The 22,029-nt window shown below is 39.9% G+C and carries 21 protein-coding genes and 3 tRNA genes; 11 read left to right on the top strand and 13 right to left on the bottom strand.

All coding sequences use genetic code 11. The features are described from left to right. Positions 1 to 96: 96 nt before the first annotated feature. Positions 97 to 1,257 (bottom strand): pyridoxal phosphate-dependent aminotransferase, encoded by a 1,161-nt coding sequence (locus B4A24_RS03390; RefSeq protein ID WP_293942623.1) that lies wholly within the window; start codon positions 1,255 to 1,257, stop codon positions 97 to 99. 270 nt (positions 1,258 to 1,527) lie between these two features. Between B4A24_RS03390 and B4A24_RS03395 the strand changes: the two genes are divergently transcribed. The 4 genes from B4A24_RS03395 (at position 1,528) to B4A24_RS03410 (ending at position 6,050) form a co-directional block, all read left to right on the top strand. After that, positions 1,528 to 3,351, top strand: a complete 1,824-nt coding sequence (locus B4A24_RS03395; RefSeq protein WP_172394659.1) for an ABC transporter ATP-binding protein — start codon at positions 1,528 to 1,530, stop codon at positions 3,349 to 3,351. A 134-nt stretch (positions 3,352 to 3,485) separates the two neighbouring features. Then, positions 3,486 to 4,685, top strand: a complete 1,200-nt coding sequence (locus B4A24_RS03400; RefSeq protein WP_172394658.1) for a radical SAM protein — start codon at positions 3,486 to 3,488, stop codon at positions 4,683 to 4,685. A 17-nt stretch (positions 4,686 to 4,702) separates the two neighbouring features. Continuing rightward, positions 4,703 to 5,329, top strand: a complete 627-nt coding sequence (locus tag B4A24_RS03405; RefSeq protein ID WP_172394657.1) for a histidine phosphatase family protein — start codon at positions 4,703 to 4,705, stop codon at positions 5,327 to 5,329. Then, positions 5,322 to 6,050, top strand: coding sequence for a menaquinone biosynthetic enzyme MqnA/MqnD family protein (locus B4A24_RS03410; protein WP_293942626.1), 729 nt, complete (start codon positions 5,322 to 5,324; stop codon positions 6,048 to 6,050). The genes B4A24_RS03405 and B4A24_RS03410 overlap by 8 nt, the downstream gene beginning before the upstream one ends. An 88-nt stretch (positions 6,051 to 6,138) precedes the next feature. Here the strand turns inward: B4A24_RS03410 and B4A24_RS03415 are convergent, their stop codons facing one another. The 6 genes from B4A24_RS03415 to B4A24_RS03440 all read right to left on the bottom strand — a co-directional run bounded on the left by B4A24_RS03415 (position 6,139) and on the right by B4A24_RS03440 (position 11,782). After that, the gene (locus B4A24_RS03415) at positions 6,139 to 7,443 is read right to left on the bottom strand and encodes a DEAD/DEAH box helicase (protein ID WP_293942628.1); all 1,305 of its coding nucleotides are present in this window, start codon (positions 7,441 to 7,443) and stop codon (positions 6,139 to 6,141) included. 132 nt (positions 7,444 to 7,575) lie between these two features. Next, positions 7,576 to 8,583, bottom strand: coding sequence for an aspartate--ammonia ligase (gene asnA / locus B4A24_RS03420; protein WP_293942630.1), 1,008 nt, complete (start codon positions 8,581 to 8,583; stop codon positions 7,576 to 7,578). Positions 8,584 to 8,875: 292 nt separating this feature from the next. After that, positions 8,876 to 9,202 (bottom strand): HesB/IscA family protein, encoded by a 327-nt coding sequence (locus B4A24_RS03425; protein WP_104382704.1) that lies wholly within the window; start codon positions 9,200 to 9,202, stop codon positions 8,876 to 8,878. Between the two features lie 80 nt (positions 9,203 to 9,282). Further along, entirely contained in the window at positions 9,283 to 10,461 is a 1,179-nt protein-coding gene (locus B4A24_RS03430) for a cysteine desulfurase family protein (protein WP_293942633.1), read from the bottom strand. A 26-nt stretch (positions 10,462 to 10,487) separates the two neighbouring features. Then, on the bottom strand, positions 10,488 to 10,913 hold the full coding sequence (locus B4A24_RS03435; protein ID WP_172394651.1) for a DUF983 domain-containing protein: 426 nt from the start codon (positions 10,911 to 10,913) through the stop codon (positions 10,488 to 10,490). A gap of 2 nt (positions 10,914 to 10,915) precedes the next feature. Continuing rightward, positions 10,916 to 11,782: a helix-turn-helix domain-containing protein gene (locus B4A24_RS03440; protein ID WP_293942635.1), complete on the bottom strand. Its 867-nt coding sequence runs from the start codon at positions 11,780 to 11,782 to the stop codon at positions 10,916 to 10,918. 144 nt (positions 11,783 to 11,926) lie between these two features. On the opposite strand from B4A24_RS03440, the gene B4A24_RS03445 reads away from it, so the two are divergent. Beyond that, entirely contained in the window at positions 11,927 to 12,793 is an 867-nt protein-coding gene (locus B4A24_RS03445) for a mechanosensitive ion channel family protein (RefSeq protein ID WP_293942637.1), read from the top strand. Positions 12,794 to 12,938: 145 nt separating this feature from the next. Here B4A24_RS03445 and B4A24_RS03450 read toward each other — a convergent pair whose 3' ends face one another. From B4A24_RS03450 to B4A24_RS03470, 5 genes are all read right to left on the bottom strand, one after another. Next, positions 12,939 to 13,913, bottom strand: a complete 975-nt coding sequence (locus B4A24_RS03450; RefSeq protein WP_293942639.1) for a 2-hydroxyacid dehydrogenase — start codon at positions 13,911 to 13,913, stop codon at positions 12,939 to 12,941. Between the two features lie 133 nt (positions 13,914 to 14,046). Further along, positions 14,047 to 15,489 carry a serine hydrolase domain-containing protein gene (locus B4A24_RS03455; RefSeq protein ID WP_293942641.1) on the bottom strand — a complete coding sequence of 481 codons (1,443 nt, stop codon included), beginning with the start codon at positions 15,487 to 15,489 and terminating at the stop codon, positions 14,047 to 14,049. A gap of 31 nt (positions 15,490 to 15,520) precedes the next feature. Next, entirely contained in the window at positions 15,521 to 16,261 is a 741-nt protein-coding gene (locus tag B4A24_RS03460) for a LytR/AlgR family response regulator transcription factor (protein ID WP_293942643.1), read from the bottom strand. After that, positions 16,254 to 17,300, bottom strand: coding sequence for a sensor histidine kinase (locus B4A24_RS03465; protein WP_293942645.1), 1,047 nt, complete (start codon positions 17,298 to 17,300; stop codon positions 16,254 to 16,256). The genes B4A24_RS03460 and B4A24_RS03465 overlap by 8 nt, the downstream gene beginning before the upstream one ends. 4 nt (positions 17,301 to 17,304) lie before the next feature. Continuing rightward, positions 17,305 to 18,186, bottom strand: a complete 882-nt coding sequence (locus B4A24_RS03470; RefSeq protein ID WP_293942647.1) for a LiaF transmembrane domain-containing protein — start codon at positions 18,184 to 18,186, stop codon at positions 17,305 to 17,307. Positions 18,187 to 18,450: 264 nt separating this feature from the next. On the opposite strand from B4A24_RS03470, the gene B4A24_RS03475 reads away from it, so the two are divergent. Continuing rightward, positions 18,451 to 18,786, top strand: a complete 336-nt coding sequence (locus B4A24_RS03475; RefSeq protein ID WP_104382695.1) for a DUF3276 family protein — start codon at positions 18,451 to 18,453, stop codon at positions 18,784 to 18,786. Positions 18,787 to 18,884: 98 nt separating this feature from the next. On the opposite strand, the gene B4A24_RS03480 is transcribed toward B4A24_RS03475, so the two are convergent. Continuing rightward, the gene (locus B4A24_RS03480; RefSeq protein WP_293942649.1) at positions 18,885 to 19,712 is read right to left on the bottom strand and encodes an alpha/beta fold hydrolase; all 828 of its coding nucleotides are present in this window, start codon (positions 19,710 to 19,712) and stop codon (positions 18,885 to 18,887) included. Between the two features lie 187 nt (positions 19,713 to 19,899). Between B4A24_RS03480 and B4A24_RS03485 the strand changes: the two genes are divergently transcribed. The 5 genes from B4A24_RS03485 (at position 19,900) to obgE (ending at position 22,002) form a co-directional block, all read left to right on the top strand. Continuing rightward, positions 19,900 to 19,973 (top strand) — tRNA-Arg (locus B4A24_RS03485). 29 nt (positions 19,974 to 20,002) lie between these two features. Then, positions 20,003 to 20,077, top strand: a tRNA-Arg gene (locus B4A24_RS03490). A 171-nt stretch (positions 20,078 to 20,248) separates the two neighbouring features. Continuing rightward, a tRNA-Arg gene (locus B4A24_RS03495) sits at positions 20,249 to 20,323 on the top strand. A gap of 74 nt (positions 20,324 to 20,397) precedes the next feature. Next, positions 20,398 to 20,967, top strand: a complete 570-nt coding sequence (locus B4A24_RS03500) for an adenylate kinase (RefSeq protein ID WP_104382693.1) — start codon at positions 20,398 to 20,400, stop codon at positions 20,965 to 20,967. A 36-nt stretch (positions 20,968 to 21,003) separates the two neighbouring features. After that, the gene (gene obgE / locus B4A24_RS03505; protein WP_293942652.1) at positions 21,004 to 22,002 is read left to right on the top strand and encodes a GTPase ObgE; all 999 of its coding nucleotides are present in this window, start codon (positions 21,004 to 21,006) and stop codon (positions 22,000 to 22,002) included. Positions 22,003 to 22,029: the final 27 nt, after the last annotated feature.

A 22,029-nucleotide genomic window follows, 5' to 3' on the forward strand; every position in this document is an offset into this window, starting at 1 on the left:
GCCCGGTCTTTTTTGGTATCAAATGAAATAGCTGTTTTGTTTTTCGTCATCACGGGCTATTTCATCTGATTCAAATGTTAACATTGAAAATTACCGTTAAAAGCTTTCTTTGATACGTTGTATGGATTCTTCAAGAACTTCAACTGTGGCACAGAGACTGATGCGGATGTACTGATCTCCACCATTCCCAAAAATGCCTCCGGGTGTGATAAATACCCGAGCTCTGTCCAATACAGCATCGCTAAGTGCATAACCATTTATGTAGGAATTTGGAATCTGAGCCCATACAAATAAGCCTACCTGATCTTGTTGGTATGAACAGCCCAATAGTTCCATGATTTCATATACCTTCTGACGCCTATCAGCATAAATTTTGTTTAAATCCTGGTACCAGGATGCGTCCAGCTGCAAGGCTTTTGCCGCCGCTAGCTGGACGGGGAGGAACATCCCCGAATCCATGTTGCTTTTGAATCGTAGCACCTGATTGATCCGTTCTTCCGCACCAACCAATACCCCGACTCTCCAGCCGGCCATATTGGATGATTTGCTTAAAGAATTTAATTCGATCGCAACCTCTTTGGCGCCGTCCACGCTCATGATACTACGTGGTTTATCTGTCAGGATAAAACTATAGGGATTGTCATGACAGATAAATATATTATATTCTTTTGCAAACGCAATCAGTTCATTATAGAACGCATCCGAGGCCGAGGCACCCGTAGGCATGTGCGGATAATTGATCCACATCAACTTGACCTTCGATAGATCTTGTTTGCGAAGTTCGCTAAAGTCAATCAGCCAATTTTTTTCCTGTGTAAGCTTGTAAGTTATTGCTTCTGCTCCACTTAATCTTACTGCTGCAGCGTAGGCAGGATAGCCGGGATTAGGGATTAAAGCTTTGTCTCCTTCTTGGAGGTAAGTCATGCAAATATGGACGATTCCTTCTTTCGATCCAATGAGCGGTAAGATCTCCGTATTCGGATTAAAGGTAGCCTGATAATAACGTTGATACCAATCTGCGACTGCTTGCCTTAAGGCCGGAGCTCCTTTATAATTTTGATAGCCATGTACATTTGGAAGTTGAGCATTATCGTTCAATGTCGCGATTACCTCCGGATGAGGGGGTAAGTCAGGACTTCCGATCCCTAGATTGATTACACGTGCACCCTGCTTGTTTAATTCATCTATTTCTCTTAATTTTTTTGAGAAATAGTATTCTTCAGTGTGCTGCAATCTTTTGGCAACGTCTATTTGCATTTTATTTTTAATAATTTTGGTATTTGAATGAAGCTAAATTAGGGAATTATCTATAAAATGTAACTATTTTTGTCGTTTTTTCAAACGAGTATCCCATTTGTCATTTATCACTGAGGTGCAACAATTTTATTGAAAAGAAGTGTATGAGTACTTTTCTTGATTAATTTGTTATTTTTGTTCAATTTCCTCGCTAAAAGAAATCTTAATGGAAGAGGAGAGATCGACAAATTACTTTTTTGTATAAAATAAATTTGTCTTAGTTCAAAATTAATGAAAACATATTTTAGGCTCTTATCATTCGCTAAACCCATTGAGAAATTTGCAATTCCGTATGTAATCTGCACGTTGATTACGGTTGTTTTTAGCACATTAAATTTAGCATTACTCGCTCCATTACTCCATACACTTTTTAATACAGGCGAAGCTACTGTCGAAGCAATAAAACCCGAGACTTACACCGATATTTTAGCGTGGTTTAATTACTACGCTAGTATGGCAAATGAACAATTGGGTGCTTACGGCGCATTAAAGTACGTTTGTATTGTTATTGTAATTTCTGTATTTATAAGCAATCTTTTCCGCTATTTCTGTCAGCGGATCATGGAGAATTTTCGGATTCATACCTTGTTAAAGCTCCGTAGAGCTGTATTTGATAATGTAATGGACCTACACGTTGGCTATTTTACAGGGCAACGCAAAGGGGATATCGTCTCAAAGGTGGCATCCGATGTACAAGTGGTGCAGTATTCGGTCACAGGTACATTGCAAGTGGTATTCAAAGAACCTTTGCAATTGATCGCTTATATCGTGATGCTGTTTAATATTTCAGCAAGACTGACCTTCTTTTCGTTGCTGGTAATTCCTATCTCGGCATTTTTTATAGCCAGGATTGTAAAGAATCTGAAAAGTCAGGCGCGCTCGGCACAGGAGTCCTATGGAAACATGATTTCCTATCTGGATGAAGCATTATCAGGTGTCAAAATCATCAAAGCCTTTAATGCGGTTTCTTTTATCAAAAATAGATTTCACAACGAGAATGAACGCTACGCTAATATCGGGCGTGCGATGGCTAAGCGACAACAAATGAGTTCACCTGTCTCGGAGTTATTGGGGGTCATCATGGTGGCAATCATTTTGTTATATGGTGGACATCTGGTGCTTTCAGGAGATCAGAGTTTAACTGCCCCTGCATTTATTGCTTACATTGCTATTTTTTCACAGGTCATGCGTCCTGCAAAAGCATTGACCGATGCCTTTAGTGGTATTCATAATGGTCTTGCGGCTGGAGAACGGGTATTGGAACTGGTCGATGAGCGGAGTGAAGTGACCGACAGGCCTAATGCAAAAAAAGTTGAAAGTTTTGCACGAAATATTGTTTTTAAGGACGTGAATTTTGCTTACACGAAGGATAAGAAAATCCTTCAGGGAATAGACCTGACGATTGAAAAAGGGAAAGTAGTTGCTTTAGTCGGTCCTTCTGGTGGAGGAAAATCAACATTGGTTGACCTCATCCCTCGGTTTATGGATGTTACCGATGGTCAGATCCTTTTTGACGGCATTGATTTAAGAGAGCTGGATCAGGATTCTTTGCGTAATATGATTGGTGTGGTCAATCAGGAATCAATTTTATTTAACGATACCATTTTTAATAATATCGCATTTGCTAACCTGTCTGCCAGTCAGGAGGAGATCGAAGCTGCAGCGAAGATCGCCAATGCACATGAATTTATTCTAAAAACAGATCATGGGTACCAAACGAATATTGGCGACAGAGGGGGGAAATTGTCCGGTGGACAACGCCAGCGGATCTGTATCGCACGTGCAGTGCTGAAAAATCCACCGATCATGCTACTGGATGAGGCAACTTCGGCTTTGGATACCGAATCTGAAAAATTGGTACAGGATTCACTCTATAAATTGATGGACAATCGGACAACAGTCGTTATCGCCCACCGTTTAAGTACCATTCAGAATGCGGATAAGATCGTTGTGATCGAAGCCGGAAAGATTGTCGAAGCGGGGAGCCATAGTGAACTATTGCAGCATGATGGCTTATATAAGAAGTTGATCGAGATGCAGCAATTTACAGATTAAGGATATTGTTTTGATAAAGTTTTAATCGTCTTTATAACAGGGAAAGGATACACTGCTTAATAAGTGTTATCACATTTTTTATTATAACTTTTGTTGCCTTTTCGGTACATTTGTTTAAGAAAGGAGATACATTAATGAACGCATTAGATAAATTAAATTTCTTGATCAACGATAAAAATTTAGACGTTGAGTTAAGAAATATAGCGGAGAAAGTTTTGCGAGAGGAGCGTATCACTTTTGATGAAGGAGTTCTTTTATATGAAAAAGGTGAATTGGGGTATCTTGGTGTCTTAGCCAACTACATTCGTGAGAAACGTCATGGAGACCATACTTTTTTTAATCGTAATTTTCATATTGAGCCGACCAATGTCTGTGTATATGACTGTAAATTCTGTTCCTATTCCAGATTGATCAAAGAACGCGCCGAAGGCTGGGAGATGGAGGTCGATGGTATGATGGACATTGTGAGAAAATATGACAATGAAGCTGTTACAGAAGTGCATATTACAGGTGGTGTGGTTCCGAAACAAAATCTCGAATTTTATGCAGATTTTTTCAAAAGATGCAAAGCGCACCGACCGGAACTGCATATCAAGGGACTGACCCCGGTCGAATATTATTACATTTTCAAGAAAGCGAAGTTGAGTCATTATGACGGCCTGAAATATTTGCAGTCTTGTGGTCTGGACTCAATGCCTGGAGGAGGAGCAGAAATTTTTCATCCGGAAATCAGGGAGCAGATTGCGCACGACAAATGTACTGCAGAACAATGGCTGGACATTCATGAGCAGGCGCATCGCTTGGGGATGCATACCAACGCAACGATGCTATATGGTCACATTGAGCAGTTTTGGCATCGGGTGGATCACATGGAACGTTTGAGACAACTTCAGGACAAAACGGGTGGATTTCAAACATTTATTCCGTTGAAATTTCGGAATAAGGAAAACCAAATGTCACACATCTCCGAGGTTTCGGTGATCGAAGATTTAAGGAACTATGCGGTTGCACGGATCTACATGGATAATTTTGACCATATCAAAGCTTATTGGGCGATGATATCGAGAGACACGGCGCAATTATCGTTGGCTTTCGGTGTAGATGATATTGACGGCACCTTGGACGATACGACCAAAATTTACAGTATGGCCGGTGCGGAGGAACAGAAACCCGGAATGACTACACAAGAGGTGGTGGAATTGATAAAGAAGGTAGGACGCCATCCCATCGAACGGGACACATTGTATCATGTCGTAACTGATTATAATGATGTGGTCTTTGACGAAGACTCCAAAAAGAAAAGTTATTACGCCCTACCTGTTGTGAACTCATAAATTAGATTATACTCATTTTGAAAAAGACATTTTATTTTATACGACACGGACAGACTGATCTAAATTTAAAAGGCATTGTGCAAGGAAGAGGAGTTAATTCCCCATTAAATGAAACAGGCATGGCCCAGGCTCAGGCTTTCTTTGAACGGTACAATACAGTGCCTTTTGACAAAGTATATACGTCTACATTATTGCGTACCCATCAGACCGTAAAAGGGTTCATCGACCAGAATTTACCCTGGGAACAACTTGTTGGACTCGACGAGATTAGCTGGGGAATCTATGAAGGAAAGGAGCAAACGCCCGAATTACTGTCTGGCTTTGAACAATTGGTTGCTGCATGGCGCAACGGAGAATTGGATGTCAGTATTGAAAATGGAGAGTCTCCGCAAGCGTTGATGCAACGTCAGCAAGTTGCACTGGATCATATGTTAGCTCAGACAAATGAAAAAAATATCCTTGTTTGCATGCATGGTCGTGCGCTGCGTATTATGCTTTGCCTGATGACAGGTATTGATGCCCGATATATGGATGATTTTCCACATACAAATACTGCTTTATATAAATTGCTGTACGATAATGGTCAATTTGAAATTATAGATCATTACAATACAGATCACTTAGAAGCATTAATGAATGAATAAAATTAGAGTTTCAGCCGTATCTTACACAAACACTTATCCGTTTTTGAACGGAATACGTAAATCAAAGGTTATGGATCAGATTGATCTCAGTGTCGATTATCCGAGTGCCTGCGCACAAAAAGTAATAGATGACGAGGCAGATATGGGAATTATTCCTACTGCCGCACTATTAAGTCTCCCTGAATATTACATCAATACGGATTTTTGTATCGGAACCGAGGGAGCTGTGGATTCGGTGTTTATTTTTTCTAATAAACCCATTACAGCGATAGACACGCTCAGACTGGATAAGCAATCGCGTACATCAAACGGTCTTGCCCGCGTGCTGTTAAAGAATTACTGGAAAAGAGATGTTCAGTTAATTACAGACGATGAGGTGGAGCCCGATGCTTATGTTCTGATCGGTGATCGCACCTTTGGAAAAAAAAATACAGTACCCTATGTTTATGATCTGGGCAAAGAATGGTTTGATTTTACTGGATTACCTTTCGCATTCGCCCTGTGGGTAAGTAACAAAAAATTGCCCGAATCTTTTGTGAAAGATTTCAATGATGCGCTCGCTTATGGCGTAGCGCATGCAACAGATGTTATTAAAGGACTTCCTGAATTTGAAGGATTTGACTATACAAAATATTTGACGGCACATCTTGATTTTCACCTAACGGATAGAAAACGGGAAGCTGTACAACGTTATCTGGGCTATTTAAAAGATCTCGATTGATCAATTAAAGCTTAGCGTGTTAGAAATAAAAAAAGAGGTTTGCCGGCAAACCTCTTTTTTTATACCCAGATACACGTCGTTATGCTTTCTAAGTTCTCCCAACTTTCACTTTTCGACCTTTGACCTTTTGTCCGTTTGCGGCATTAATGATCGTTAAAGCAAGTTTGCGTTTAACCGCAATATAGGCGACTTTGTCTTTGACTTCGATAATGCCAATATCGTCTTTTTCGATTCCGCCCAGATTCAGCAGAAAGCCAACGATGTCAATTTTGTTGATTTTGTCCTTCCTTCCCGCGCTGACATAAAGTGTCGCAAAAGGAGAGTTTTCGGGTAGATCATAAAAATCAGGGAATTCTTCTTCAGCTGTATCAGCGGAAATATAGGGATAATTTTCTTCGGGTTTTAATATCACATACACATCACCTTTGGCCTGCATACGTGCAGTCCTTCCGTTGCGATGGGTAAAGTCATCTTCCTTGTGCGGAAGTTGATAATGAATGATGGCGTCTACCTCGGGAATATCCAGTCCCCGGGCAGCAAGGTCTGTTGTAATCAGGACATTGTTGGAGTGGTTTCTGAATTTTAGCAGCGCCAGTTCTCTGTCCTGCTGCTCCAAGCCGCCATGAAAAATGTCATGAATAATATTGCGATTGTCCAATAATTCACTGATATGCTCTACAGCATCGCGGTGGTTGCAAAAAATAATCATTTTTTTTGTGCCGATCTTGCAGATAAGTTTTAATAGTGCTTCGAGTTTCTTTTGGCTGGTCGCGACTACTTTTTTTATTGTGATCCGTGGGATATTGTTTGCATTTTTCAGGAAATCGACAGTAATGGGATCCTGAATCTGTGTAAAGGCCGGAATCGTTTCCATTGTTGTCGCAGATGTCAATACGCGCGACTTAATTTTGGGCATATGCCGAATGATAAAATCCATTTGCTGATGAAATCCAAGTTCCAGTGACTTGTCAAATTCATCCAGTATTAGGGTATGGATCTGTGTCGGATCAAAATTTCCTTCTTCAAGATGCTGTTTTATTCGACCGGGGGTACCGATGAGAATAGATGGCGCATCTTTGAAAGCATTTTTTTCGATCCGGGTACTATGTCCGCCATAGGCGCAGGTTACTTTGTATCCGGATGATAGTTTTCGGATCACCTGTTCAATCTGTAAGGCAAGCTCACGGGTAGGCACTAAAACCAAAACCTGTACTTCACGGGCAATATCTTTTAGCTGTTGTAGTATTAATAATGAAAAGGCCAATGTTTTTCCTGACCCCGTAGGGGAGAGTAGGATGAGATCTTTATCTTGTTTATAGGCGTCCAATACCTTTTGTTGCATTTCATTCAGGGATGAAATACTTAATTTGTTTAATATAGCTTCTAGCTGCATGGCACAAAAGTACGAATTAAAACGAAAAGGTAACCCCCTTAGCTGGATTACCTTTTTCGTCTATTTCGCAGGCTCTCGTGTAAACAAATATTGTTAACAGTCTACAAATAACGATACTTAAGATGTATTAATTTAGAGTATATCGATACCTTGTTCGCGTAAAGCCTGTTTTTTATCTTCTTCCCAGATACTGACCTGTACTTCACCGATATGTTGTTTTTTTAGCATAAACATGCATACGCGTGATTGACCGATACCGCCGCCCATCGATTCAGGCAATTCATCGTTAAGTAGCATACTGTGAAATGTCAGTTTGGACTTTTCGCTGCAGTTTCTGATTTCCATCTGATGGGCTAACGCTTTTTTGTCGACACGGATTCCCATCGAAGAAAGCTCGAATGCAGAATTTAGAATAGGATTCCACACGAGGATATCGCCATTTAAACCCAGATAACCAGCATCATTCGCTGTACTCCAATCATCATAATCTGCTGCTCTGCCATCATGTGCCACACCATTACTCAGTGCGCCGCCGATGCCATATAAGAATACCGCGCCATATTCTTTTGTGATTGCATTTTCCCGTTCTTTGGCACTTAAATTAGGATATCTTTGTAGTAATTCTTCGGAGGAGATAAATGTAATGGTGTCCGGAAGAATCGCTTTTATCTGTGGGTATTTGCGCTCCACCTGTAATTCTGTAAATCGAAGTGATTCGTAGATGCTGAGTACGGTAGCTTTCAGCAAATCCAAATTACGCTGATCTTTGGCGATCACTTTTTCCCAGTCCCATTGATCCACATAAATGGAATGTATAGGCGTGTAATCTTCATCTGGACGAAGGGCTTTCATGTCGGTGACAATACCTTCACCAGGTAACATTTCAAGCTCTTTTAAGCGGACTCTCTTCCATTTTGCCAATGAATGAACAACGACAGCTCTTTTTTCATTTAAAGATTTGATCGGAAAAGAAACTGGACGCTCGATGCCATTCAGATCATCGTTTAAACCTGTACCATCCAGAACCACTAGCGGTGACGAAATTGGAATCAGATTTAATTTGTTCTTTAATTCTTGGACAAATGTATCTTTAACGAAGCTGATAGCAACCTCGGTATTTAAAAGTTTTCTTCCCTCCATATGAGTCAATTGAAAAGCCATGTACGGATCATTGTACATCGCATCATTTTTTCTTTTTCAGTTATTTGATACAAAAATATGAAAATATCATTTGTTTATATGTTTTGTTACTATTTTTGATATTTATCCATTAAAATGTTGAAATAATATAAATTTTATAAGAAAGTAGGGATTGGTCAATATTTAATTATAAAACTATTAATTTGACAGCAGAACTAATCCTGGTGGGGCCAATAAAAAAGCCCTGAAATTATTTTTCAGGGCTAATTTTGTTCTATTTAAATGGGGTTCCCTATACAGAGAAACTTTCACCGCAAGCGCATGTCCGGCTTGCATTGGGATTATGAAATTCAAATCCTTTGCCGTCCAACCCATCGGAGTAATCAAGTTCTGTTCCTGCCAGATAGAGGAATGATTTAATATCCAAACAGATTTTCACTCCTTTATCTTCGAAAAACTGATCCCCCTTCTTCTCCTCATTATCGAAATTCAGTTTATAGCTTAAGCCTGAACAACCGCCACTCTCTACAGCAACACGCACAAAGTAGTTGCCGTCATATTGCTCATCCTTCATGATTTCCTCGATACGAGTTTTTGCTTTATCAGTAACTGTAATCATAGTTGTATCTTTGTCTACTACAAAGATACATACAATCCTGCTATATTTTGCCTGCGCTTAAGTTTTTAGAATGTCATAAATTAACTGAGCAAACCCGCCTTGTAAAGTTGCCATATGGGAGATTGATCCCTTATTTTTTGCACCGCTGCTGTAATCAATTGTGCGCATTGCAGCACTTCTTCACGGGTGGTTAGAACACTTAAACTAAATCTAATGGCCGAAAGCGCGTCTTCTTTGGATACACCCATGGCAAGCAAAACATGGGACGGTTCCCTTGATCCCGTGACACAGGCAGAACCGGATGATAAGGCCAATGTAGGACAGGCAGTCATAATTTCGCTGGCAAGTATATGTTTGAAACTAATATAACTTGTTGTAGGCAGACGGAGGGTCTGTTGTCCATGTATTATAATTTCAGGAATCTTTGCAAGTTCGGTCTCCAGCAGGTCTCGATACGCCTCAACAGGCTCATAGGCTTTTGGGCTTAGTTTGGAAATCGCTTTTCCAAGCCCGACGATAGCAGGAACATTGTAGGTACCGCCACGGAAGCCATTTTCTTGACCACCCCCCAAAACTAAAGGCGTAAGCTGAATGGGTTTTGATTTACGCCGGATATATAACGCACCTGCTCCTTTAGGACCGTGCATTTTATGTGCACTTAAACATAAGAGATCGACGGGGAGCTGCTGCAGATCAATCGTAATTTTTCCGATTGACTGTGTGGCATCGCAAAAAAATAGAATGTCCTCTTTAGCGCAGATAGCAGCTATCTCTTCAAGCTCAGATAGTACACCTGTCTCATTGTTGGCAGCCATCAGGCAGATCAGTATGGTCTTGGGAGTAATCGCATTTTTAAGATCAGCTAAGGAGATATGACCCTGCCTGTCGACAGGGAGATAAGTGATTTTCCCGCCTTGCTTTTTCAACTGCTCACAACAGCTCAGCACCGCTTTATGTTCTGTAGCTGCTGTTATGATGTGATTCCCCCGCGACTGATATTTGTCAAATACCCCCCGTAGTACCGTATTGATACTTTCTGTCGCTCCGGAATTAAAGAAAATATCCTTCGGACTACAGTGTAAAGCCTCGGCAACTTGCGATCTGGCCTGCTGGACAGCAGCATTTGCTGCCCTTCCCATCTGATGGTAGACGCTGGATGCATTGGCATAATTTTGGATGAAATAGGGTGTCATTTCCTGCCATACCTCATCCAAAATCCGGGTGGTTGCATTGTTGTCCAAATATATGGTATCCTTCATCCGTATAAAGGTAGGTATAATGACGTTTATGTAGAAGCCTTTACACCAACTTCTTTCTTTTTGACATTCGGATCATAACGTAATCCCGGCGTCAGCCAATACATCAAAATGACACGTGAATAACGGTAATTGAATGGTGACATCAAGACCACACTTAATATGGCAACTGTTGCATACAGTACAAACGATGAATCATTTCCCGTAAGAATGTAAGTTGCCATACAAGCCGTTACCATCTCGGCAATTGCGAATGCATAGGTTACGTACATTGCTCCATAAAAATAGCCTGGCTCACGCTCGTAACGAAGACCACAGTATTCGCAGTGGCTATTCATTTTTTGCACTTTTAAACCGTAGGCCGGACCTTTGTATACATGACCGACTCTACATCTTGGACATTTTGCCTGCCATGCTGCTTTGAATTCGGATAATTCGTATTTAACTTCTTCCATAGTTATAATTGTTTTCTGAACTCTTCAGGTGTGAGATCAGTTGATTTTTTAAAAAATTTGGTAAAATAAGAGTTGTCTTTAAACTGCAGTTCATTTGCAATTTCAGTAATATTTAAATTTTTATTGATCAACAGACGTTTTGCTTCAAGGACGATCCGGTTGCGGATGATCTCACCCGCGGACTGACCGATATAGGATTTACAGATCGCATTCAGGTGATTGGCTGTGATAAAAAGTTGATCGGCATATATACTCGGTAATTTGGTAGATTTAAACTGTTGCTCCACCAATTGTTGAAAGCTATTGAATATTTTATGATTATAAGGATTGCTGCCTTCTTTTTGTTCTTTTTCCGAACATATAGAAATATACAATAAAAATTGGAGCAACAGCGTACGAATATAGTCTTCAGATAGACCTGTGGACTTGGCTGCCAGAATTTCATCAAGGATATTCGTCGCCTGAGCACGGCAAGACTCCTCCAATTCAAAAATTAAATGTTCAATTTTACCCTGTAAGAAACTGAAACGCTCTAGATAGTCCGTACGTAACAAAAAGGATTGGAAATAGTCTGTCGAAAAATTGACCACATAACCTTCTTCATCACCTGCAAAATTCCAGGTATGTACTTGACCGGGGACCATAAAATAAATCTGAAAAGGTTGGACTTTATAGTGATTGAAATCAATAATATGACTACCTGAACCTTTCGTAAATAATACAAAATGAAAAAAATTATGCTTGTGAGGAAACACCATATTATCGTGTTTAATGACATATTTACTTAAATCATCAATATGGATAGTTGTTTTATTGTTGAGGTCAAGACTACAGCTATCTATAATAGGAATGGTGTTTTTTCTATTCATAATACAAAGTTAGCTTAAATATCCTTTTTATCGTGGTGTTTATTTGTTGTTTTGTGGTATTTTTCAACGATTTGAAATTTTGCGTGTCAAATGTAGATGTTGGAATGATCCTTGTTTCAAAAAGTGTGGAAATATAAAAAACATATGGAAAGTAATTTAAATAGCCTAGGGACTAGGTTCGAGCGATTGACTGATATTGTTATCGATTCAATACCAGGTATTATTGGTGGTGTTATTTTATTAATTATTGGTAAATACGTTATTGACTTAGTCAATCGGTTATTGCATAAGCGTTTTGAGAAGAGGAATGTCGATCCATCAATCCGGGCATTTATCTCCAGCATTGTAAAGATCGTTATGTGGGTGATGTTAATGTTGACCGTGGCCAGTCAAATTGGTATACAGACAACTTCATTTATTGCGGCCTTGTCTGCCTTCGGTTTGGCCGTTGGTATGGCACTTCAAGGGAGTCTAAGTAATTTTGCGGGCGGGGTATTGATTTTAATGTTTAGACCGTTTGAAGTCGGAGATTATATATCAAGCGCCAATGGTACTTCAGGGACAGTAGAGCGAATTGATATTTTATACTCAACATTGATCGGTGATGATGGTGTAAGAATCTTCAGCCCGAATGGCCCATTAGCCAATTCAGTGATCAAGAACTACACAAAAATCGTTCAACGGATGTTTGAATACACCGTGAGCATATCATACGATAAGAATGTGAAGGACGCAAAGGACATTATACTCAGGGTGCTGCGTTCTAATGAAACTGTGCTGAATGCACCTGAACCTACGGTATTTGTTAAAGAATTGGGAACGAATTCCATTGTGTTGACGGTAAGAGCATGGACAAAGCGTGAGCATTATTGGCCAGCACGCAATTCCATGCAAGAAAAAATTATGCTTGAACTGGAACGCAATGACATTAGTGTAGCACCCAATCCGGCACAGATTAGCATCGTCTCGAACACAAATGATCCAAAGGGTCCGGTCAAAACAGATGCTTAATCTTCTTTCAAAGCCCGGATAAGAATAAAGTACCGGTAGGCTAATATGGCCTGCTGGTACTTTTTTAGTTTCAAGGGGTCTTTTCTCCCATATTTGGGGAGTATCGCTTTATTTAGCTTATTTAGGAACTGAAAAAATTGACGTGTCATGGGTATACTTCGGGATTGATCGTTTGAGGCATCTTTTCACCTTTGATCGCTGCTAATAAATTGCTTGCCGCCATTAAAGCCATGTTGTCCCTGGTTTCCACTGTTGCAGATCCAATATGCGGGAGAATACAGACATTTTCAAGATTCAATAGAGGGTCGTCAGGTGTCATTGGTTCGGGGTTTGTCACATCAAGCCCAGCTCCCCATAATTCTCCTTCACGCAGCGCTTTCGCTAAATCTTCTTGTTTCACTAATCCCCCGCGTGCCGTATTGATCAGGATCGACGTATTTTTCATGCGTTTAAATGTATCCTGATTGAATCTATTGGCTGTCTCCGCAGTAAGTGCGGCATGAATGGAAAGGACGTCACTTTGAGTTAACAGGTTATCAAAATTGACATATCTAGCGCCTAGGGTTTGTTCGGCTTCCAAATTGCGCCCACGGTTATAATAGATGATTTCCATGTTATAGGCGGCTCTTGCTTTTCGTGCAAATTCAAAACCGATCCGTCCCAAGCCATAGATTCCTAATGTTTTGTTGTTGAGTTCAATGCCTAAATGAGCAGTTGGGTCAAAACCTTTCCATTGTCCCTGAAGAATCTGTTTATGATTAAAAAAGGCTTTTCTAGAAACAGCTAGCATCAATAGGAAGGCAACATCAGCTGTTGCTCCAGAAAGCACACCCGGAGTGTTGCTGACTGGTATGCCGTATTGGGTTGCTGCGGAAATATCAACGTTATCATATCCAACACTCATTAGGGATAGTGCTTTAAGATTAGCACAGCTTTTGAAAAAATCCGCATCGAACTTTTGCATGCCACCATTCAGCACGTAGTCCGCCTGTTGTCCGGCTTGAATGAGTTCGGCAGGGGAGAGTGGATTGATTGATTCGTGTACAGTGACTTCATGTCCGGAAGCTCTTAATAGATCTATACCTTTTTGTGGAATTTTTTTTGTAATAAATATCTTCATGTAAAAGCTGTTGCAAATAAAATTAAAACGACCGGATGTGTCCCGGTGTTAGTCAAAGTTAATCGTTTTTTATTACAACAAAAAAAGCTATACCGTTGTTTCGATATAGCTTAGATATATACATGCCTTGCTTTTATTTCGAATGTAACAAGTAGTCCAAAATACTTTTTCCTTGGTCGTCGACAGCAATTGCTGCATTTGCCAGTACGACTACGGCACTTTTTTTATCTGGGGATAAGGCTAGATAAGAACTGCTTCCTGCAGTCCCGCCATTGTGCCAATAAAAAGTAAGATCATCGAGGAGGTTCATGTGCCAGGCCAATCCCAAATCCGTATCTGGCGGAAGAAAGAAGGTAAATAATTTGGTATTCGCCATCGCATTCTCCAACGGGCTCTGTGGCATTTTAAACTGTGCATTAGCAAATTTAAGTAGATCTTCCACGGTCGATTTTAGTCCGCCGGCCGCAGCGAAGGAGTCGAAAGACCAAGAATTTACTTCACGTCCTTCTTTGTTGTATACTTTAAAAGTATCCTTTCTCTTAGGGTCTAATGCTTGGAAGGTATTGTTCATTTCGAGCGGTTTGCAGATGATATCACGGACAATTTGGTCGTATGGCTTTTTATAGATATCACAGATGATATCACCCAGTATTGCATAACCCAAATTGCTGTACTCGTACTCCTGTCCTGGTTCTTTCTGATTTTTGAAGCTGGATAAATAGCTATAGAGTGCTTTTTTATCGTATCCTTTGTATGGGTCAGTTTCACTGTAGCCCTTTACTTTTTCAAAGTTGTCCGGAAGTCGGGGGAATCCGGATGTATGATTGGCCAGCATCTGAAAGGTTATTTTAGCCAAGTCTTGATTTTTTTTGAGTGTATCCGGAAGAAATAAGGATATGGGCTGATCCAATGTTATTGTTCCCTCCTCCACGAGATTTGACAATAAGATCGCGGTAAAGACTTTAGTGAGCGAGCCGATTTCGTAAAGTGAAGCCTTTGTTGGTAATGTCTGGTTACCCTGTGCTGTCTCGCCATAAAAATAGCTCTTGGCCTGTCCATTTTTGATAATACCTATTGCGAGGGACTGTGTGTTTTGTTGCTTGAGGTAAGAATTTGCAACGGAATCGATGAAAAAGTCATCTTTGTCAACGGCTTTTGATATGATGGCTTTCTCGATCGGTTGTTCATGAATAGTTGTGTCGGCAGCAGGTTTGTTCAGTTGGCTGAAATGTAAGGTGTTAAATTTTAGCGTTGAGTCTGTAGCAAATAATACCTGATAAGTCTGGCTATCAAAATCTAAACGATAGGTTGCTGCACCTTTTTCAAAACGGATGATTTCAGAACTTTTTACCCTTCCCAAGGGGTAGATCTGCGTTAACATCTGTGTGAATTTTGGAAGGCTATATTGTTGTTTATAGGAATCACTCGCAAGATTATAGGCAGAGTCTGTCATCTGGGAATTGATGAAAAATTCCAATTTATTATACACCCCTTTGTTGACTTGTTCTGCTTGATTTGTCTGGGCAAAGGAGTAAGACGTGATGCCCAACAATATTGTAGTATAAAAATGTTTCATAATCATTGTTAGGCACAAATCTACGGAATGTTTAAATTCCAATCAATTGTTTTAGTCGGGCATAGCCTGATTTACTGATATTGAGCTTTTCTCCAGATACCAATGCCGCGATATAAGAGTCTTTTTCATAGGGTTCCAATTTAGCTAGTTGATCTACTTTGATGATAAACGATCGATGAATACGTACAAATTGATTAGGATCCAAGGATTTTTCAAAAAATGCCATGGTTTTGTTTTTGAGGTACATCCCATCTTTGGTATGAATCTTTACATAGTCGTCATAAGACTCCAGATATTTAACGGTGTCGATAGGGATAATCTTGATCTGTGTACCAGTTTTTACAACGATACGGTCGATCTTTGTTTCGTCTTGAGCCGACAGCACCTCATAGTTGGGTTGTACCTTTTTCTCAGGGGCGGAATAGCTGGACCTAAACTTTTCCAGTGCTTTTTTGAAACGCATGGGGGATACCGGTTTTAATAGATAATCCAAGGCATTCTTCTCAAAAGCTTTTAAGGCATACTCATCAAATGCTGTTGTAAAAATAATGGCAGGAGGATTGTCTACCAGTTCGAGCATTTCAAAACCGGTCAATTTAGGCATTTGGACATCCAGAAACACCAGATCGGGTTCGTGTATCTGGATTGCTTTAACGCCTTCGAAGCCATCACCACACTCGGCCATGACGCTAATATCGGTTTCGGTTTTTAGATAGCCCGCTATAATAGAGCGTGCCAGTGGTTCATCATCAATGATAACGACTTTAATCATATTGAGGTATTTTTAGGGTGCTAGTAAATATATTGTCCTGAATCTGAGTCTCAAGAAGATCATTTCTACCATAAAGCAGGTATAATCTACGTTGAATACTGGAGAGCCCGAATCCGGTTCCTTTTTTTGGTTTAGATTGTTCTTCTACATCAAATGGATTCGTGATCTGGATAAGAAGTTGACCTTCGTTTGAGATACATTTAATTTGTATTTCGACTTGATCTGTTATATTGTACAATCCATGCTTTATGGCATTTTCCACCAAAGGCTGGATGATCATTGCTGGCAATTTAGTGGTAAATATTTCCTCGGAGGAGGAAATGGAGGTATTTAAGCGATGACCGAAGCGTACTTTTTCAATGTCAAGATAAAGTTGCAGATGGTCTAACTCTTCCTCCAGTGTGATAACCTGATTGTTTTCCTTTCGCAATGTGCCTCTTAAAAAATCAGATAGTTGAAATGTCATGTTACGCGCTTCATCCGGATTTGCCCCAATGAGGGCGATGATCGAATTCAAGCTGTTAAATAGAAAGTGTGGCTGCAGCTGTTGCCGCAAATTATAGAGTTCTGCTTCGCGAAGCAGATTTTCGGACTCTTGTTTCCGTTTGATATTATTGATGTTATCTTCCTGAATATTCCATACAATATTGATAATAGCAACAGAAGTAAGGATAAGGAAGTTAACGATACCCCGAAACGGTAGTGTCAAATCCAGCAATGTAATAAAGTTGGGCTGGATAAAATAGTTCATTAAAAAACGGCTTAACCCAGTGCTAATGGCAGCCATAATTAGCCCTATAATCAACACTTTCCATATTTCCCGCGGTTGCGGTGTATAGAAATTCAAAGCTGAGGACATGCCGTAACAGCAAAACATCATCACGCCACTATTGATCAGCGAATCTTTAAATGCTAATTGAGAGTCAAAACCAGAACGCAGCATTAATAAGTATTGTAACGCAAGATATCCGATAAATACGGATATACAAATAATGCCTATTAATCGACTTTTGATGCTTAGAGATAACTTATTTTTCATCTATTTAAGCATTTTTTATCGTTAAATTGCCCAGAATACATGTGCCAGTGATATAAATCTTTTTATCTGTGTCAGGGTTGTAGATCGTCTGAAATCTTCTGTCGTCAACCGACCCTAAGATAGAGGCCACATTGCTGAATACCGTCCAATGTGGAGGGATAATGATGCGTGCACTACCAAATAATTGAAAAGTGTCGATAACGATTGCTTGTTGAATGTCTGCTTTCGTTAGATCTAATTCGATACTTCCAAAAACATTGGTCAAATTACCGCCTCTAAAATGTTTGGAATAGATTACCTTCTTTTGGCCCGCAAAAATCGTGTTCAGATTAAGGCTGTCCTCAAAAGACTGGTGAAAAGAGTTGTCCTCTTTGTTGCCAAAAGCCTGCGCGTTAGGCGAGGCTTGTTGGCTTGGTCCATATTGTTCGTTAAAAGGTTTTGCGTCCGCATCGGGTGCTGTGGCGTCCGACGGAGTATCTGTTGGACTATTGACGCGTTTATCCCAATCGTAGGGGTTTTGCGGGGGATGAGGGTAAGCCGGCGGAACCATTGGTGGCTTCCGCTTACTCATGATAAAATAAATCCCGAGCGAAATGATGATAATAGGGACGGTTACTGAACCAAAATCCGTGCGCATCATTCGGGAAATCAGACTGGCGCCGCCAATAATCAAAAGGATAATCGCTGATTTTTTCTGAAATTGGGAGTTTACGCCAATCACTAAGCCTATAATGATTAATATTGTAGGCCAACTAAATAACCAGTCCGGAAACCAGTCTCCTAAATTCAGGTTATTCAATAATAAGAATATACCTACGATGATGACAATGGCGCCCACGATATTGCGGCTGTTATTGCTGTTTGGTATGATAGGTTCTTTTTCCATAATGTTTTTACTATTTATGACTCAAAGATAGAGGCACAAATAAACTATACATATTCGCTTTAGGTAATACAACTTATATTTTCGGTAAATGTACTGATTTCGTCGGTAAAAAATCTTGTTGTTTGATTTTTATCCAATGTCGGTTGAATGAATATATCATTTTTGCTGTTTATTGTCTTTTTTTTTAATATTATTTGGTGTATTAAAATGAATTATTATATATTTATCAAAGATTAAGATTACTTTAAACTTAAATAACAACCAATGGGAGATTTTGAAAACAAAGAGCGTGAAGAGGTTTTTTCAAAAAAGGTGAGAGCAGGTAAGCGAACTTATTTTTTTGATGTAAAAGCAACTCGATCGAACGATTACTACATTACTATCACAGAAAGCAAGAAGCGCTTTGAGGATGGACAGTTTATTAAGCATAAGATTTTCTTATACAAAGAAGATTTTGAGAAGTTTGCGGAAGGTTTGACAGATGTTGTAAATTACATTAAGTCTAACCAGGAGGTAATCGAAAAACGTTATGAGCCTAACTTTGACGATGCGTATGCTGAAGAAGCTGATAGTCGCTCAAAAGATGATTTTTCGTTCTAATGTATTATAGGATGAAATCTCAATGAAAAAAGAAATAAGCCACTAACGTGGCTTTTTTTATTTCAATAAATATTCCCTTGATCGTTGAAATTTCAGTACTATACAGTGGCTAAAAATTCATTCAATACCCTATTGAATTTTTCAGGTTCTTCGAGATTTGGTAAATGCCCTGATTCTTTAAACTCCAGGAATCTAACATCAGGAATGTTTTCAATAAGGATATTTGTCTGTTCCTCACTCATTAACTTGTCATACTTGCCTTTGACCACTAATGTTGGGATAATAATCGTTTTTAGGGAATGTGTTGTATCTGTACGGGAAGCAAGGGCAAGTTGTGTTGCACATATACTTGAAACTTCATTTCTGCGAATAGAGCTCTTGATGAGTTCGATAGCCTCTGGGTTTTCCCGAATGGTTTTTTCGTAAAATACATTTTCAGTAAAACCAATGGCAAATGGCCGCCTGCCGTATTTAAGCAATGCCTGTATAGAATCAAAACGTTTTTGTTTGGTTTTATTGTCGTCAGCAAGGGAGTTGGTGTCACATAAAATCAGTCCGGCTAACTGTTGACCGATCAGCTCATAGGTGCGTAGCGCAATATACCCCCCCATGGAAATGCCGCAGAGTACAACATGGTTGAGGTCCAACTTGCGGATAAATTCAACAAGATCTTTGGCAAACACATCAACAGAAAAAAAGCCATGGCCATTTGTACTGAGACCATGCCCCCTGACGTCGATGGCAATCCCTGTATATTCTTCGTCAAGATCCAGCAATTGTTGTTTCCAGGTATTCTTGTTAAAAGGGAATCCGTGGATGAATAAAACGGTTTTAGGGACAGGGTATGATTTGCTGGGACGGATATAATAAGAGATGCTGATATCTCCAATGCGGATTTTGCTGAGTTTTAATTCTCTTTTGCTCATGAATAATAACATTTGTCAGTGTCTGAAAAAAAAAGTTGATATTTTAAATATAATATTATCAACGAGATAAATGAAATGTTGTTTCATAAAGTTAAAAAAAGAGAGAAAATGTTTGCTAAATCCATAAATATACCGATATTTGCAACACCAAAACGGAAAAAGGATACGGATCTGTTTTGGTTGCCCAGCGCACCTAGCTCAATTGGATAGAGCATCTGACTACGGATCAGAAGGTTAGGGGTTCGACTCCCTTGGCGCGCACAATATACAGTTTTGTATTATTAAAAGAGGCATTCCTAGCTCAATTGGATAGAGCGTCTGACTACGGATCAGAAGGTNNAGGGGTTCGACTCCCTTGGAGTGCACAAAAAGCCAATCTTTAAGATTGGCTTTTTTAATGAAAGGAAGTGATGCGAACGGTGATTATTGGGGATATGGAAACTTCTTTTTGAAAAAAAGTTTGTAAAAAAATGAATTCTGACTATATTTGCGTCACCAAAGCAAATGGGACAGAGTTCTAAACGTAATGGTTTACTGCGCTCCTAGCTCAATTGGATAGAGCATCTGACTACGGATCAGAAGGTNNAGGGGTTCGACTCCCTTGGAGCGCACGACTGAAAAGCCTAGTCATCATCTGTGATTAGGCTTTTATTTTTTAACTCGTTTTAATTTCTTAAATAAAACTATGCTAAACCTTGTAATATTTGGCCCTCCGGGTGCAGGTAAGGGAACTCAATCTGCTAAGCTTATTGAAAAATATCAATTGATACATATTTCAACTGGTGATATTTTTAGAGCACATATTAAAGGTCAAACGCCACTTGGTCAACAAGTAAGCCAGATTATTGCTGAGGGAAATTTAGTGCCAGATTCGATTACGATAGCAATGCTGGAGGAAGAAGTGAAAAAGAATCCTGATGCAAAAGGATTTATTTTTGATGGATTTCCACGTACTGTCGCTCAAGCAGAGGCTTTGGATGCTTTTTTGGAAGGTATCAATACGTCAATCTCAGTTGTAATCGCACTGGATGTAAATGAAGACGAATTAAAAGCGCGCATCGCTAAACGTAAAGAGATTTCTGGTCGTTCGGACGACGATGCTGATAAATTAGTGAAACGCATTGATGAGTATTTTACAAAAACTATTCATGTATTGCCTTATTACGAAGCACAAGGTAAATTATCCAAGGTGGATGGTATTGGCGAGATCGATACAATCTTCAAAAGCCTAACGGATATTATCGATAATTATTAATTGAAATAAATACATTTTAGACTGTAATAGATTGTAATGGCGCAAGGATCGAATTTTGTTGATTATGTGAAAGTGTGTTGTCGTTCAGGACATGGTGGGGCAGGTTCGGCTCATTTGCATCGTGACAAGCACACAGCGACGGGTGGTCCGGATGGTGGTGATGGTGGCCGCGGAGGGCATATCGTCCTAAAAGGAACGACGAATATCTGGACACTGCTCCATCTGAAGTATCGTAAACATATCATTGCTTCTAATGGTGAATCTGGGGGTAGTTCTTTACGGACTGGTGCTACAGGTCGTGATGAAATATTGGAGGTGCCATTGGGTACCATTGCCAAGGATGCGGAGACCGGCGAGGTTTTATTTGATATTACCGAAGATGGTGAGACGAAGATCTTGGTTCCGGGAGGAAAGGGCGGATTAGGTAACTGGCATTTTAAGTCACCTACACAACAAACACCTCGATTTTCACAACCTGGAATGCCAGGGAAAGAGCAATGGATGATTCTCGAATTAAAAGTACTCGCTGATGTTGGTTTGGTAGGTTTTCCGAATGCTGGTAAATCAACCTTATTGTCTGTCGTTTCGGCTGCAAAACCTGAAATTGCGAATTATCCATTTACCACGTTGGTACCCAATCTAGGTATGGTGAGTTACCGCGATAACCGTTCATTTGTAATGGCGGATATTCCTGGGATCATTGAGGGGGCTTCGGAAGGCAGGGGACTCGGTTACCGCTTCTTAAGACATATCGAGCGGAATTCAGTGTTATTATTCATGGTGCCAGCTGATACTGATCGGACAATAGCCGAGGAGTATGGTATTTTGCTGAATGAGCTGACAGCTTATAATCCCGAATTGGCGGATAAACCCAAGTTGTTGGCAATCACAAAATCGGATATGCTTGATGATGAGCTTGAAAGGGAAATGGAAAAGGAACTTCCTGAAGGACTTCCCCATATTTTCATTTCGTCTGTTGCCGGTAAGAATATTTTGCCATTGAAAGATATGATCTGGAAAGCAATTAACTCGTAATAGTTGAATAATATAAACAGGAAAGGC

The sequence above is a fragment of the Sphingobacterium sp. UBA7249 genome (assembly GCF_002472835.1).
In the GTDB taxonomy this organism is placed as follows: domain Bacteria; phylum Bacteroidota; class Bacteroidia; order Sphingobacteriales; family Sphingobacteriaceae; genus Sphingobacterium; species Sphingobacterium prati.

Coding starts and splice junctions, on each gene's coding strand:
- asnA (WP_293942630.1), bottom strand. CDS start 8,583: ATGGAGGGAAGAAAACTTTTAAATACCGAGGTTGCTATCAGCTTCGTT.
- B4A24_RS03465 (WP_293942645.1), bottom strand. CDS start 17,300: ATGAAAAATAAGTTATCTCTAAGCATCAAAAGTCGATTAATAGGCATT.
- B4A24_RS03390 (WP_293942623.1), bottom strand. CDS start 1,257: ATGCAAATAGACGTTGCCAAAAGATTGCAGCACACTGAAGAATACTAT.
- B4A24_RS03430 (WP_293942633.1), bottom strand. CDS start 10,461: ATGAAGGATACCATATATTTGGACAACAATGCAACCACCCGGATTTTG.
- B4A24_RS03445 (WP_293942637.1), top strand. CDS start 11,927: ATGGAAAGTAATTTAAATAGCCTAGGGACTAGGTTCGAGCGATTGACT.
- B4A24_RS03425 (WP_104382704.1), bottom strand. CDS start 9,202: ATGATTACAGTTACTGATAAAGCAAAAACTCGTATCGAGGAAATCATG.
- B4A24_RS03475 (WP_104382695.1), top strand. CDS start 18,451: ATGGGAGATTTTGAAAACAAAGAGCGTGAAGAGGTTTTTTCAAAAAAG.
- B4A24_RS03500 (WP_104382693.1), top strand. CDS start 20,398: ATGCTAAACCTTGTAATATTTGGCCCTCCGGGTGCAGGTAAGGGAACT.
- B4A24_RS03400 (WP_172394658.1), top strand. CDS start 3,486: ATGAACGCATTAGATAAATTAAATTTCTTGATCAACGATAAAAATTTA.
- B4A24_RS03450 (WP_293942639.1), bottom strand. CDS start 13,913: ATGAAGATATTTATTACAAAAAAAATTCCACAAAAAGGTATAGATCTA.
- B4A24_RS03455 (WP_293942641.1), bottom strand. CDS start 15,489: ATGAAACATTTTTATACTACAATATTGTTGGGCATCACGTCTTACTCC.
- B4A24_RS03395 (WP_172394659.1), top strand. CDS start 1,528: ATGAAAACATATTTTAGGCTCTTATCATTCGCTAAACCCATTGAGAAA.
- B4A24_RS03480 (WP_293942649.1), bottom strand. CDS start 19,712: ATGAGCAAAAGAGAATTAAAACTCAGCAAAATCCGCATTGGAGATATC.
- B4A24_RS03440 (WP_293942635.1), bottom strand. CDS start 11,782: ATGAATAGAAAAAACACCATTCCTATTATAGATAGCTGTAGTCTTGAC.
- B4A24_RS03435 (WP_172394651.1), bottom strand. CDS start 10,913: ATGGAAGAAGTTAAATACGAATTATCCGAATTCAAAGCAGCATGGCAG.
- obgE (WP_293942652.1), top strand. CDS start 21,004: ATGGCGCAAGGATCGAATTTTGTTGATTATGTGAAAGTGTGTTGTCGT.
- B4A24_RS03470 (WP_293942647.1), bottom strand. CDS start 18,186: ATGGAAAAAGAACCTATCATACCAAACAGCAATAACAGCCGCAATATC.
- B4A24_RS03410 (WP_293942626.1), top strand. CDS start 5,322: ATGAATAAAATTAGAGTTTCAGCCGTATCTTACACAAACACTTATCCG.
- B4A24_RS03415 (WP_293942628.1), bottom strand. CDS start 7,443: ATGCAGCTAGAAGCTATATTAAACAAATTAAGTATTTCATCCCTGAAT.
- B4A24_RS03460 (WP_293942643.1), bottom strand. CDS start 16,261: ATGATTAAAGTCGTTATCATTGATGATGAACCACTGGCACGCTCTATT.